We start from the raw sequence: 12,325 nt of genomic DNA, 5'->3' as shown, positions 1-12,325 counted from the left end.
GGCGGCCTCACTCCTGCTTGCGGCTGACAACCACCGCGGCCGGCCGCAGCTGGTGACCGGCTTCGCCGTAGCCGGGCCGCAGCACCTGGATGACGGTGCCCGCAGGTGCGTCAGGGGTGTCCACCACGGACACCACCTCGTGCTGCTCGGGGTGGAAGGGGACGCCGGTCTCCTCGTGGCGGGGGTAGCCGAGGCTTCGCAGCACCTCGACGGCCTGGTCGCGTACCGCCCGGACTCCGCTGACGATCGCGCCGGGGTCGCCGTCGCCCGCGTGGGCGAGGGCCAGTTCGAGATTGTCGACGACCGGGAGGAACGCCGAGGCCACCTTGGCCCGCTCGGCCTCCCGTTCCCGGGGAAGCTCACGGGCGTGGCGCTTGCGGAGGTTGTCGAGGTCGGCGAGGGCTCGCCGCCACCGGTCCTCCAGTTCCTCCACCTCGGGGCCGCGGTGTGCGGGTGCCGCCTCCTGCTCCCCGGCTTCGGGGACCCGCGGGGGCGTCTGCGGTGCGGGTGCGCGCGGGTCGCCGCCGGGCTCGCCGGACCCCTCGGCCGGCGTCTGCTCGGACTCGGCCGGCGTCCGCTCGGGCTCGGGCGGGGAGCGGTCCTCGGCGGGGCGCGTCTGTTCCTGATCCGACATGTCGCCGCCTCAGCTCTTGTCGAAATCGGCGTCGATGACCTCGTCGTCGCCTCTCGACGAGGAGCCGCCCTCGGGACCCTGGTCGGGCGCTGCGCCGGGTTGGGCGTCACCCCCGGCCCCGCCCGGTCCAGCGGCGTGGGCGGCCAGCGCCGCGTGGATCTGCTGGAGTTCGGAGGTCAGGCTCCGGGACCGTTCCGCCGGCGCCTCCTCCTTGACGGCGGTGCGCGCCTCGTCGACGAGCAGTCGGGCGCGGGCGCGCTCGTGCTCCGGTGCGGCGTCGCCGAGGTCGTCCAGCCGGCGCTCCACCTGGTACGCGGCGGCGTCGAGCTCGTTGCGGGCGTCGATGGCCTCGCGCAGGGCCAGGTCGGAGCTGCGGTTGGTCTCGGCCTCGTTGATCATCCGCTCGACCTCGGACGGGTCGAGGTTGGAGCCTTCGCTGATGGTGATCGACTGCTCGGCGCCGGTGTCCCGGTCCTTGGCGCTGACCCTGAGGATGCCGTTGGCGTCGATGTCGAAGGTGACCTCGATCTGGGTCTCCCCGCGCGGAGCCGGCCGCAGGTTCTCCAGCCGGAAGCGGCCCAGCACCCGGTTGTCAGCGGCCAGTTCGCGCTCGCCCTGGAGCACCACGATGTCCACGGCCGGCTGGTTGTCCTCAGCCGTGGAGAAGGTCTCGGACCGGCGGGCAGGGACGGTGGTGTTCCGCTCGATGATCTTGGTCATCACGCCGCCGGCCGTCTCGACGCCCAGCGACAGCGGGGTGACGTCCAGCAGCAGGACGTCCTTGACCTCGCCCTTGAGCACGCCGGCCTGGATGGCGGCGCCCAGCGCCACCACCTCGTCGGGGTTGACGCTCATGTTCGGGTCCTTGCCGCCGGTCATCCGGCGGACCAGGTTCTGCACGGCCGGGATGCGCGTCGAGCCGCCGACGAGAATGACCTCGTCGATGTCGTTGTCGGTGACCTTGGCGTCGCTCATCGCCGTCCTGACCGGTTCCAGGCAGCGCTCCACCAGGTCCGAGGTGATCTGCTCGAAGGTGGAGCGGCGGACCGTCTCGGTGAGGTGCTTCGGCCCGGAGGCGTCCGCCGTGATGAACGGGAGGCTCACCTGGGTCTGGCTGACCGAACTCAGCTCGGTCTTCGCCTTCTCGGCCGCCTCGAAGAGGCGCTGCAGCGCCTGCGGGTCCTTGCGCAGGTCGATGCCCTCGGCCTTCTGGAAGCCGTCCGCCAGGTGGTCCACCAGCCGGCGGTCGAAGTCGTCGCCGCCCAGGTGGGAGTCGCCCGCCGTGGCGCGGACCTCCACCACGCCGTCGCCGACGTCCAGCAGGCTGACGTCGAACGTGCCGCCGCCGAGGTCGAAGACCATGACCGTCTCATGGCCCTTCTTGTCCAGCCCGTAGGCCAGCGCCGCGGCTGTCGGTTCGTTGATGATCCGCAGGACTTCGAGGCCGGCGATCTTCCCGGCGTCCTTGGTGGCCTGGCGCTGGGCGTCGTTGAAGTACGCCGGTACGGTGATGACCGCCTCGGTCACCTTCTCGCCGAGCGACTTCCCGGCGTCGTCGGCGAGCTTGCGCAGCACCTGCGCGCTGATCTCCTCCGGCGCGTACAGCTTTCCGCCCACCTCGAAGCGGGCCACCCCGCCGGGCCCCTCGACCACGTCGAAGGAGACCGCCTTGGCCTCGTCGGAGATCTCGTCGTAGCGACGTCCGATGAACCGCTTCGCGGAGGTGATGGTGCCCTTGGGGTTGAGGATCGACTGTCGGCGCGCGAGCTGTCCGACCAAGCGCTGGCCGTCATCGGAGAAGGCGACCACCGACGGGGTCGTCCTGGCCCCCTCCGCGTTCGGGACGACAGCGGGCTCACCGCCCTCCCAGACCGCGATGACCGAGTTGGTGGTGCCGAGATCGATGCCTACTGCCTTCGCCATAAGAATCTCCTCCGTCGCGACGCGGACCGGTCGGCGGGCTGCCAGGCGGACGGAGCCGGGGCACACCGCACCACGTCGCAGCCTCGCGCGGTACGCGGCGCTCTTCCTCGCCCCGGCAGGACCAATCCGGGCTGACGTTCCGGTCCGCGAGGACGGGGACGCGGTACGGTCCGCAGGTGAGACCCCGTGTCGAGCGGCGTAGCGTGGCAGGTGGGAAGTCGCTGTCGAGCCGCGAATGGACCTGCGATGGACGCTGTTCCTTTTCCGACCGCCGAACCCCGCCACCCCAGCCCGCAGCCGGGGACCGCCCGACACGCACTGCTACGGCTGGTAACGGTCATGCTCGACGGCGAGGACGAGCGCGAGGTGCTGTGGGGGGCCATGGCGGCGATCGCCGCCACCGGCCCCTTCACCGCCGAAGCGGCCTACACCGTGCACGACGGTCTGGCGCGGCGCTGCCCACCGCGCCGGCTCGCTGCTCCCGGCGCCGCCCGGCCGGGGGGTGCGGCGGCGCGGAAACCGGCGGTGGGCCCCGCCGGCGGGGCCCCGGCTGAGGCGCCCGTCGCCGACGCGGTGGCCGCCGACCGGCTCGACCGGCGGATCGACGCGCTGGACGGCCGCAGCCGGCACCTGCACGAGCCGGGCGGGCCGTGGGCACGAGCCATCGCTCTGCGATACCGGGACGACTGCCTCGGCTATCTCGTCGTCCGATCCCTGACCACGCCCTCGGCCGAGGAGACCGCCCTGACCGACCTGCTCGCACAGCAGACCGGGATCGCCCTCGCGCGCCTCACCGGGCACCGGGCAGATCCGGCCCGCGTCGGGTCGGAGGGGGTGCCGGGGATCGGGGACCTGCCGGACACCGAGAACCCACCGGGGACCGAGGGCGGCTCACCCACCCCAGGACTCGACGCGACCGTCTCCGTCCTGGCCGCGCGGCTCGCCGTCCAGGAAGCGCTCTCCCGTGCCGCCGCCTCCGGGTGCGGCGAGACCGGCATCCTGCGGGAACTGCACGCTCACACGGGATTCGCGGCCCTCACCGAGGACCGCTTCGGCAACCCGCGGGCCTGGGCGGGGCCCGGCGGGGAACCCTGCCGAGAGGGCACGAGTGGACCGCGCCCCCGCTCGGGACACCGGGACCAGGACGCCCTGATCCGTGACGCGCGCCACCACCCCGGCGCCGTCCGCGACCGGGACCGGCTGATCGTCCCCATCGAGATGGCCGGAGATCTGCTCGGCGTGGCAGCACTCGTCGATCCGGACCAGCGGGCCACGCGAACGGACACCTCAGCGCTCGAACAGGCCGCCCTGGTGCTGGCCCCCCTGCTCTCCCACGAACGCAGACTGGTCGAGCTGAAGCCCCGCCTCGGCCACGACCTGGTCGACCGGCTGATCGCGGGAGAGACGACCGACGACGACTTCGCCCAGGCGGCCGTCCTCGGCCACGACCTGCACCGGCCGTACAGGGTCGCGGTACTGGAGTGGCCCGGGACGGCCGAGAGGGCCGCGCTCGGCGATGCGGTGGCGCGGGCGGCCGGGCGGCTACGCCTGGACGTACTCGTCGGCTCCCGTGGCCCGACCACGGTCGTCCTCGTGGCCGGCGAGGACCGGCCTGATCCGGAAGGCGAGTTGTACCGGGCCGTCGCGGACGAACTCGGCGCCGGAGCCGGCTCGATCGGGGTCGGCGGCCGGTGCGACGCCTTCACCGAACTGCCGCACTCCTACGACGAGGCAGTCCGTGCCCTCACCGTCCGCCGCCGTTCCCAGGACCCGAACGGAAGCACCAGCTTCGAGGACCTGGGCCTGTGCCGCATGATGGGCACCGGCGAAGGCGAACGGGAAGCCGACCGCTTCGTCCGCGAATGGCTGGGACAGCTGCTGGACTACGACTCCCACCACCACACCGAGCTGGTGACGACGCTCTCGCGCTATCTGGAGAGCGGCGGCAGCTACGACACGACCTCGGAGACGCTGCTCATCCACCGCAGCACGGTCCGCTACCGCCTCCAGCGCATCCGCGAGATCACCGGGCACGACCTCAGTGACGTCGAGACCCGCCTCAACCTGCACGTCGCCACCCGCATCCGCAACGTGCTCGACACACCCCGCTGAACGGATACGCCCGCGCTCGTACGTAGCCAGGGTCCGGAACGACTGAGGAGTTGCCCGGCAGGCTTGCGGGTGAATCGTGAGAGGAGGCCATGGTCCATGGGCGGCGTGATCCACGATCCTGGCGACTCGGCCGGGCCGGGCCGTGCGGCGGCGGCTGTCTCCACCGGCACCCTGCCCAGTGCGGAAGCCGTGGATGACGCGCTGTCCGCGGCCTACGCACGGTTTCGGGACGACGCCTCGGGACGCGTGGCGGACTACATTCCCGCATTGGCCGAGGCCGATCCGAGCCTGTTCGGACTCAGCGTCGCCGACGGGCACGGAAGCGTTCGCCACGCCGGTGACGCCGGCCATGCGTTCTCCCTCCAGTCCATCTCGAAGGCGTTCGTGTTCGCCCTGGTGGACCAGGCCCTCGGGCGCGAGCCGGTCCGGCGGCGGGTGGGGGTCAACAACACCGGCCTGCCGTTCAACTCCGTCCTGGCCATCGAGCTCAATCACGGCAGCCCGATGAATCCGATGGTCAACGCCGGCGCACTGGCCACCACGAGCCTGGTCCCCGGCGCGGACGCCGCCGAGCGCTGGGACTTCGTCCACCACGGACTGTCCCGCTTCGCCGGCCGTGAACTCGACCTGGACACGCGGGTGTACGAGTCGGAGGCTGCCTCCAACCAGCGCAACGAGTCCATCGCCCGGCTGCTCGACAGCTACCACCGCCTCGGCTGGAATCCGATCGAGACCACGGACGTCTACACCATGCAGTGCTCCCTCTCGGTGACCACCCGCGACCTGGCCGTCATGGGAGCCACCCTCGCCGCCGGCGGGGTCAATCCCCTCACCGGCGATCAGGTCGTCGACGCCGCGGTGTGCCGCGACACTCTGGCCGCGCTGGCCGCCTCCGGCCTGTACGAGCGCAGCGGCGACTGGCTCTACGAGATCGGCATGCCGGGCAAGAGCGGGGTATCCGGCGGCATCCTGACCATCGCTCCCGGCAAGGGCGGGCTGGCCGTGTTCTCCCCCGGTCTGGACCCGGCCGGCAACAGCGTCCGAGGCCAACGGGCGACCCACTACCTGTCCGGCGCGCTGGGCCTCAACCTCTTCGCATCCGCCCCGCAAGATCCGCGGTAGGCGCCACGCCCTCGACGGGAGTGGCCGTGATCTCCGGTTCCCACACTGTGCCCGAGAACGCGTCGCCGGGCACAGCCCGAGCAGCCGGTGCTCGAACCGTTCGGAAGCGGCCTGCTGTACCGAGCCGCGCCCTTGTCCGTGCGGCGGCCGTGGCGGAGCCGGTGAACGCCGGCGCGGCGCGCGGCCGGGGTTGCGGTCCGAGCGCCGAAGTCCCCCGGTCCCGTCGTGCCGGCACCGATCAGGGGTAGGCGCTCCACATGACGACAGGTCCGACCCTCGGCGTGGAAGAAGAGTTCCTGCTGCTCGACCGGGAGACCGGACTGCCGGCCCCGCGCGTGGGCGAGGTGCAGGCGGCGGCCGAGCGGGAGCCCGGCCTGCGGCGCGAAGAGGTCGACAGCGAGCTGCTGCAGGCGCAGGTCGAGATCGCCACCCCGGTGTGCTCCGAACTCGACGAGGCCGCCTCGCATCTCGTCCGGTACCGGCGGACCGTCGCAGCCGCGGCACGCCATGCCGGCTGCCGGCTCGCCTCCACCGGGGCCGCGCCCGTGGCGGACGGACCGGCGGTACCCGTGACAGCCACGCAGCGTTACCGGGAGATACGGGCGGACGTGGCGCGCCTGGTCGACGAGCAGCTGATCTGCGGCATGCACATCCACGTAGCCGTACCCGACCGCGAAGCCGGAGCCGCCGCGCTCGGCCGGCTGCGGCCCTGGCTGCCGGTGCTGGTGGCGCTGGGCGCCAACTCCCCCTTCTGGGAGGGGCGGGACACCGGGTTCGCCAGCTGGCGCACCGTGGTGTTCGGGCGCTGGCCGGTCAGCGGGCCGCCGCCCTTCTTCTCCGGCGCCGCCCACTACGAGGAGCGGGTGGCGGCCCTGCTGGCCACCGGCGTGGTCGCCGACCGGCACCAGCTCTACTGGCACGCGCGGCTGTCCGACGAATACCCGACGCTCGAGGTTCGGGCTCCCGATGTCCAGCTCGACGTCGAGAGTGCGGTCACGATCGCGGGTATGGCACGGGGGCTGGTGGCGACGGCGTTGCGCGAGGGCCGCCGAGGAGCCCGCCCGCTGGACCCACCGGCCAGCGTGCTGCAAGCCGCCGGATGGCATGCCGCCCGCCGCGGCCTGAGCGCCGACCTGGTCGATCCGCGCACCGCCACCCCCTCGTCCGCGGCCGAAGTGGTCGGTTCGCTGCTGGAACGCATCGCCCCCGCGCTCAAGGAGTTCGGCGACGCCGGCCGCGTGAACGCCGGCGCGCAGCGCCTCATCCGCAACGGAACGGGGGCCGCACGGCAGCGGGCCGCGTTCGCGCGGGGCGGCATGGACGGCCTCGTGGACCTGATAGCGCCCGACCCGGAACAGCCCGCCTGAGGCCCCGGCCAGGACCGCCTCCCCTCTCACGCGGCCCCGGTCGGATGAGCGCGGCATACGCGAGGCGGACGACGTTCGAGCGGATGCCCCCGACGAGGGGACGGGGCGACACGACGGCCGATGAACGCCCGCGACCCGTCACGCCCGACCCGTCACGCCCGAGCCGTGCGGCGGCGTGCTGGCGGTCAGCCCGCCTGGTCGCCGGATTCCAGGGCGAGAAGGGCGAGCAGGTCGGCGACGGTGGGCCCGGCGTCGGCGGGGTGCCGGAGCCTGGTGCCCGGGGGGATCTCGTAGTGGTTGGCGCGTCCGACCCGCGTGTGCCTGAGGTAACCGTCGCCTTCCAGGTCGGCGATGATCCTCTGCACCGCACGCTCGGTCAGCAGGCATCGTGCCGCGATGTCGCGCACGCGGACCCCGGGGTCACGGGCGATGGCGGCCAGTACCCGCGCGTGGTTGGTCAGGAAGGTCCAGGTCGGGCGGGCGTCGGCTGGTTCGGGCACCCGCCCACCCTACGGCGAGTTGTTCCTGGCGCTCAATTCATGAACAATATTTCGTGTATTCCTTGACGTGCGCGGAGCGGAAGGGAACGCTCATGGCCAGGTACAACCACAGAGGGGGGTAGGTCCCATGTCCGTCACAGAACCCGTGTCAGCCGCCGGCAACCACATGCTCGCTCACGGAGACGACCCGGCGCAGTCGAGGACCGCCACCTTCAGGGACATCGGCTCGGGCCTCACCATCCGGACCGTCGAGCGGAACGGCCGCTGCCGGGCCGCCGTATGCGGCGAGATCGATTTCGCCACCGCGGCGGGCGTCGGCAGCGTGCTGGCGCACTGCCTGGAACGCTCGCCGGGCGGCCTGGACCTCGACCTCGGCGACGTCCGGTTCTTCGACTGCGCAGGTCTGAACATGTTGCTGCGGCTCAGGTCGCGGGCCATCGACCGCGAGGTCACGCTGACCGTCTCGGCGCTGGCACCGACGGTCGCACGGATACTGGAACTCACCGGCACCCGCGGGCTGTTCGGTAGCCCCGAAGAGGCCGGGCCCACGCTGCGGATCGTGCGTCCGGCCAGGTGGCGACCGCCGGCAGGACGGCGGCACGCTTAGGCCGTGCTGTGGTGGGTGGCGAGTTCGCCGCACAAGTCGTCACCGACTGACCGCCCAAAGCCGTGAGGACTGTGCGGGCGGCCCGTTCGGCCCGCTCGCGGGTGGCTTACGCGCCGTCGTGGCGAACGTGGTCGAGCGGCCTCTCGTTGTCGCGGGGAAGCGCCGGTGCGGTCTGGCGAGGCCCGGGCTGTGCGTGCATGGGTGAAGTCGGAACCTTCCGTCTCGGCGCACCCGTCGGCCCGGTGGGCGGGCCGACGGGCACAGGGAGACGGACAAGCCGTCGGCGGCCGGCGGCAGTGGTGGCCGCCGGCCGGGTCGGTTCAGCCGGGGTCGCCGACCAGCCCGGGGCGACCGCCTGGCTCGGCTGCGGCGCGATCGGCAAGACGCTCTAGCGCGCCGGCGGCGGCGACAGCACCACCCCGTCGGTCCACACCCACTCCTACGACCCGGCCACCTGCGCCTGGTCGCCCCTGGCCGGCATGCCGTTCGCGGGCAGCCCGCGGCATCCCTGAGGTCGGCTGCCACGAAGCGGGCCTTGCCGTCAGCGGCGCGGATGGCGTCCACGACCGCGCCTGCACGCTCCTCATCGCGTCCGGCAACCAGAGCCCGGGCGCCGCGCTCGCCCGGCCTGGCCGGGCACGAGCCACCTCTCCGCCGGCACTGCCGTGCCCAACTGCCCTGGTTCTCGGAGCGGTTCAGCCGCGGATGGTGGTGGTTTCGCGGGTGAACCGGCGGTGCCCGATCAGCTTGTAGGCCAAGCGGGCCGGGGCCGGCACGACCTTCAGGAACCTCTCCCGTTCCGCGTCGTCGGTCTCCTCGGTGATGTGGCCGAGGATGACCAGCCGCCGTGTGAGCGGAATCGCGCTCATGCCGTGCTTGCCGAGCGCGTCCCATTCGCGTTGCGTCAGCGTGACCGAGACGATCGGCAGTATCTTCTCCTCCTCCTCGGCCAGGTGGTCGATCAGTGTCGGCATCATGGCGTCGATGAGGGCCGCCATCCGCTCGCCGGCGGCGGCGTCCGCGCTCGCGGTCCACGCCGGCAGTTCCGCGCCGACGGCCGTGACGGCATCGTCGACCTGCGCGTGCTGCGCGTCCATCCGGTCCATCAGCTCCGGGTCGAGCGCGGCGCGCTCGCGCAGCACGGGGAAGAGCAGTTCGTCCTCGCCGGTGTGGTGCGTGTGGAGGAAGTCCAGCATCTCCCGGGCGTGCGCGCCGACGACCTTGGACCGCGCAGGGTCATGCGCCGCGGAGCGCAGCAGTCGAGGGAGCTGACCGAACTCGCGCCGGATGACGCGGTGGATCAGCACCATCTCGTGGGTGTCGACGCCGGGTGCGGAAGAAGTGCTCACCGTGTCTCCTCGGCGGTCGCGGCGTTCTGGACGGCTTCGCGCACCGTGGTCGCCGGCCGGCCGATGAGCTTCACCAGGTCCTCGCGGGCGGTGAACAACTCTCCGCGGGCCAGGCCGGCGTCGGCGTCGGCGACGGCGGCAGCCATCTCCGGGGGCAGCCCCGCGGCGGTCAGGGCGGCGGTGTAATCGGCGACCGGCATGTCCTGGTAGGCGATGGGGGTGCCGAGGACGTCGCTGATCGTGGCGGCGAGTTCGGTCAGGGTGAACGCCGGTCCGCCCAGCTCGTAGGTCGCTCCGAGGTGCCCGTCCTGCGTCAGCACCGCGGCGGCGGCGGCCGCGTAGTCGCGGCGGCCGGCCGCGCTGACGAGACCGTCGTGCGCGCTGCCGAGCAGCGCGTGGTACTGGGTGATCATCGGAAGCTGGTCGGTGTAGTTCTCCAAGTACCATCCGTTGCGCAGGATGACGAACTCCGAACCGCTGGCACGCAGGTACTCCTCGGTGCGGCGATGTTCGTCGGCGAGTGTCATGCGCGCGGTCGAGGCGTTGACGATGCTGGTGTACACGATCCGGGACACCCCGGCGCGGGCCGCCGCGTCGATGGCGTTGCGGGCGTTGTCGAACCGCTCCCCCACCGTCGTCGTGGAGACCAGCAGCAGCGTGTCGGCGCCCGCGAAGGCGTTGTCGAGGGTGAGCGGGTCGGCGAAGTCCGCGCGCCGCACCGTCACCCCGCTGCGTGCGAGGTCGGTGAGCTTGTCGACGTCCCGGCCGGTGGCCACGATCTGCGCCGGCGGTGTGCCGCCGGCGAGGAGCTGATCGACGACGAGCCGGCCGAGGTGACCCGATGCTCCGGTGATGACAGTGGACATGGTGTTTTCCTTCGATAGGTGTGCGGTGTGGGTGAACGACTGTGGGAGCGAAGATCGCCGGCGCCCCCGCGAGGAGTGGCCGTCCTGCCGACGGCCGTGGACACCCCGCCCGCCGTACCAGCGGCCGGTACCACCGGGCTCGACGCTCGAAGTGCCGATGCCACGGCCGGGTTCGACGGCCCGGCGGATCAGTTCCAGCCGCCGTCGGCTTCGATGGTGGCGCCGGTGATGTACGACGCGTCCGGCGAGAGGAGGAACGCGACCACGGCGGCGATCTCGTCAGGCTGGGCCATCCGGCCGAGCGCGCTCATCGAGCGGACGAGTGCGGGAAAGGGAACATCGGTGAGCGCGGGGTGGATGTAGTGGGGTGCGTAGCCGGCCATGCGGGTGGCGGTGGCGCCGGGGGCGATCGCGTTGATGGCGATGTTCCGTTCGGCCAGTTCGGGAGCGAGATTGCGCACCATGGCCGGGATGGCGGCCTTGCTTGCCGCGTACAGGGCGTGTCGACGGACCTCCAGGCGTGCGCTGACGGAGGAGCTGAGCACGATCCGGCCGCCGTCGGCCATCGCGGCGGCCGCCGCCTGCGTGACGAACAGCTGTCCGGCCACGTTGGTCTGGAAGAGGCGGTCGAAGTCGGCCTGGGTGATGGTCTCCAGCGCCCCGAAGTGCTCGACCCCGGCGTTGCTGACCAGCAGGTCCAGGCCGCCGAACTCGGACGCCACCGCGCCGACCAGTTCGTGGCACTGCGCCCTGTCGCTGATGTCGGCCGCGAAGGCCGACGCCTCACGCCCGTCGTTGCGGAGTTCGCCGACGAGCGCCTCGGCGGCGTCCTTGTCGGATCGATAGTTGACCGCGACCGCGGCCCCCTGGGCGGCGAGCCGCCGCACGATCGCGGCGCCGATTCCACTGCTGCCTCCGGTGACCAGGGCCCGCTTGCCGGTCAGGTTTGATGTCGATGTCATCGCGATACCTGCGTTCTCTCTGTCTCCGATGCGGTCTCCGGACGTGCACAGTCCTCGGGCGTACCGCCCGTTCCTTCATCGAGCCGCCATGCGACTTCGTCAGGAACATTGACTACCGTACTCGTGTGTCGGCGCCGACGCCAACAGCAGTCGGCGGGGCGCCGCCGAGGGACGGACGGCGCGCGGTGGAACGCGGCGAGCGCGCAGCCGGGCACGCGCCGCCGCGTCCGGCGCCGGCCGCGATCCGGCCCGGCGGCATTGACGTAAGGTGTGAACCTCGTGGGATCAGGTGGGCGACGGAGCCGAGAGCGGTATGGACGACGAGCAGCAGGTGAATCTAGGGGTGGCGCTGTTCATCCCGTACCGGTACACCGAGGACCGGATGTTCCGGGCCTTGCAGGATGCCGGGTTCGACGACTGGACCCTCGCCCAGTGCCGGGTGTTCCAACGCGTCGCCCCTGACGGATCACGCCTCACGGACCTCGCTGACCAGGCACAAATGAGCAAGCAGAGCGCCGGCGTGCTGGTCGACCAACTGGAGCGCCTGGGCTATGTCCGCCGGGTCCCCGACCCCACGGACGGTCGCGCCCGGTTGATCGTGATCGAGGAGCGCGGCAGGCGGGCGGTCGAGGTGGCCTCGGCGACGCTCGACGAGATCCTCGCGGAGTGGAAGGCGTACCTGGGCACGCGCAACTTCGCGCTGCTGCACCAGATCCTTGATCAGCTCCGCGAGATCACCGACCCCTACGCGCGGTAGGCCGGCCCCACCGGGCCGCCCGCCCTCGCTTCCCCTTCGCCCCAGAGCCGCCGGAGCCGGTGGGCTCCGGCGGGCTTCAGCTCGGCGATGCCATAGTCAGTTTCATTGACTTGTTCGTCAACTATC

The 12,325-nt window shown here is 72.1% G+C and carries 11 protein-coding genes; 5 read left to right on the top strand and 6 right to left on the bottom strand.

Annotation, left to right across the window (positions count from 1 at the left end; genetic code table 11):
* Nucleotides 1-7 precede the first annotated feature (7 nt).
* Together grpE and dnaK are read right to left on the bottom strand one after the other, a co-directional pair.
* Nucleotides 8-634 carry a nucleotide exchange factor GrpE gene (gene grpE, locus AB0399_RS13135; protein WP_366411322.1) on the bottom strand — a complete coding sequence of 209 codons (627 nt, stop codon included), beginning with the start codon at nucleotides 632-634 and terminating at the stop codon, nucleotides 8-10.
* Between the two features lie 9 nt (nucleotides 635-643).
* On the bottom strand, nucleotides 644-2,557 hold the full coding sequence (dnaK, locus tag AB0399_RS13130) for a molecular chaperone DnaK (protein ID WP_366411321.1): 1,914 nt from the start codon (nucleotides 2,555-2,557) through the stop codon (nucleotides 644-646).
* Nucleotides 2,558-2,896: 339 nt separating this feature from the next.
* On the opposite strand from dnaK, the gene AB0399_RS13125 reads away from it, so the two are divergent.
* The 3 genes from AB0399_RS13125 to AB0399_RS13115 all read left to right on the top strand — a co-directional run bounded on the left by AB0399_RS13125 (nucleotide 2,897) and on the right by AB0399_RS13115 (nucleotide 7,158).
* On the top strand, nucleotides 2,897-4,669 hold the full coding sequence (locus tag AB0399_RS13125) for a helix-turn-helix domain-containing protein (protein WP_366411320.1): 1,773 nt from the start codon (nucleotides 2,897-2,899) through the stop codon (nucleotides 4,667-4,669).
* A gap of 96 nt (nucleotides 4,670-4,765) precedes the next feature.
* Complete coding sequence (glsA, locus tag AB0399_RS13120; protein ID WP_366411319.1) at nucleotides 4,766-5,791, top strand: glutaminase A; 1,026 nt, start codon at nucleotides 4,766-4,768, stop codon at nucleotides 5,789-5,791.
* A 257-nt stretch (nucleotides 5,792-6,048) separates the two neighbouring features.
* Entirely contained in the window at nucleotides 6,049-7,158 is a 1,110-nt protein-coding gene (locus AB0399_RS13115) for a glutamate--cysteine ligase (protein ID WP_366411318.1), read from the top strand.
* Nucleotides 7,159-7,343: 185 nt separating this feature from the next.
* Here AB0399_RS13115 and AB0399_RS13110 read toward each other — a convergent pair whose 3' ends face one another.
* Nucleotides 7,344-7,658, bottom strand: a complete 315-nt coding sequence (locus AB0399_RS13110; protein ID WP_329372771.1) for a helix-turn-helix domain-containing protein — start codon at nucleotides 7,656-7,658, stop codon at nucleotides 7,344-7,346.
* Nucleotides 7,659-7,785: 127 nt separating this feature from the next.
* Between AB0399_RS13110 and AB0399_RS13105 the strand changes: the two genes are divergently transcribed.
* Nucleotides 7,786-8,265 carry an STAS domain-containing protein gene (locus AB0399_RS13105; RefSeq protein WP_329372769.1) on the top strand — a complete coding sequence of 160 codons (480 nt, stop codon included), beginning with the start codon at nucleotides 7,786-7,788 and terminating at the stop codon, nucleotides 8,263-8,265.
* A 695-nt stretch (nucleotides 8,266-8,960) separates the two neighbouring features.
* Here the strand turns inward: AB0399_RS13105 and AB0399_RS13100 are convergent.
* From AB0399_RS13100 to AB0399_RS13090, 3 genes are all read right to left on the bottom strand, one after another.
* On the bottom strand, nucleotides 8,961-9,614 hold the full coding sequence (locus AB0399_RS13100) for a hemerythrin domain-containing protein (RefSeq protein WP_329372765.1): 654 nt from the start codon (nucleotides 9,612-9,614) through the stop codon (nucleotides 8,961-8,963).
* Complete coding sequence (locus AB0399_RS13095) at nucleotides 9,611-10,480, bottom strand: SDR family oxidoreductase (RefSeq protein WP_366411317.1); 870 nt, start codon at nucleotides 10,478-10,480, stop codon at nucleotides 9,611-9,613. Before AB0399_RS13095 ends, AB0399_RS13100 begins: the two co-directional genes overlap by 4 nt.
* A gap of 188 nt (nucleotides 10,481-10,668) precedes the next feature.
* Entirely contained in the window at nucleotides 10,669-11,442 is a 774-nt protein-coding gene (locus AB0399_RS13090; protein ID WP_366411316.1) for an SDR family oxidoreductase, read from the bottom strand.
* A 313-nt stretch (nucleotides 11,443-11,755) separates the two neighbouring features.
* Here AB0399_RS13090 and AB0399_RS13085 point away from each other — a divergent pair, with 313 nt between their 5' ends.
* Complete coding sequence (locus tag AB0399_RS13085) at nucleotides 11,756-12,199, top strand: MarR family transcriptional regulator (protein WP_329372759.1); 444 nt, start codon at nucleotides 11,756-11,758, stop codon at nucleotides 12,197-12,199.
* Nucleotides 12,200-12,325 lie beyond the last annotated feature (126 nt).

This window comes from Streptomyces sp. NPDC088194, assembly GCF_040702025.1.
Classification (GTDB): Bacteria; Actinomycetota; Actinomycetes; order Streptomycetales; family Streptomycetaceae; genus Actinacidiphila.
Note: the sequence above shows the minus strand (reverse complement) of the source record. Positions and strands in the feature narration are given on the sequence as shown.

What these genes read in the sequence shown, in the direction of transcription:
- AB0399_RS13090 (WP_366411316.1), bottom strand. Translation starts at nt 11,442, where the DNA reads ATGACATCGACATCAAACCTGACCGGCAAGCGGGCCCTGGTCACCGGA.
- AB0399_RS13125 (WP_366411320.1), top strand. Translation starts at nt 2,897, where the DNA reads ATGCTCGACGGCGAGGACGAGCGCGAGGTGCTGTGGGGGGCCATGGCG.
- AB0399_RS13085 (WP_329372759.1), top strand. Translation starts at nt 11,756, where the DNA reads ATGGACGACGAGCAGCAGGTGAATCTAGGGGTGGCGCTGTTCATCCCG.
- AB0399_RS13105 (WP_329372769.1), top strand. Translation starts at nt 7,786, where the DNA reads ATGTCCGTCACAGAACCCGTGTCAGCCGCCGGCAACCACATGCTCGCT.
- AB0399_RS13095 (WP_366411317.1), bottom strand. Translation starts at nt 10,480, where the DNA reads ATGTCCACTGTCATCACCGGAGCATCGGGTCACCTCGGCCGGCTCGTC.
- glsA (WP_366411319.1), top strand. Translation starts at nt 4,766, where the DNA reads ATGGGCGGCGTGATCCACGATCCTGGCGACTCGGCCGGGCCGGGCCGT.
- dnaK (WP_366411321.1), bottom strand. Translation starts at nt 2,557, where the DNA reads ATGGCGAAGGCAGTAGGCATCGATCTCGGCACCACCAACTCGGTCATC.
- AB0399_RS13115 (WP_366411318.1), top strand. Translation starts at nt 6,049, where the DNA reads ATGACGACAGGTCCGACCCTCGGCGTGGAAGAAGAGTTCCTGCTGCTC.
- grpE (WP_366411322.1), bottom strand. Translation starts at nt 634, where the DNA reads ATGTCGGATCAGGAACAGACGCGCCCCGCCGAGGACCGCTCCCCGCCC.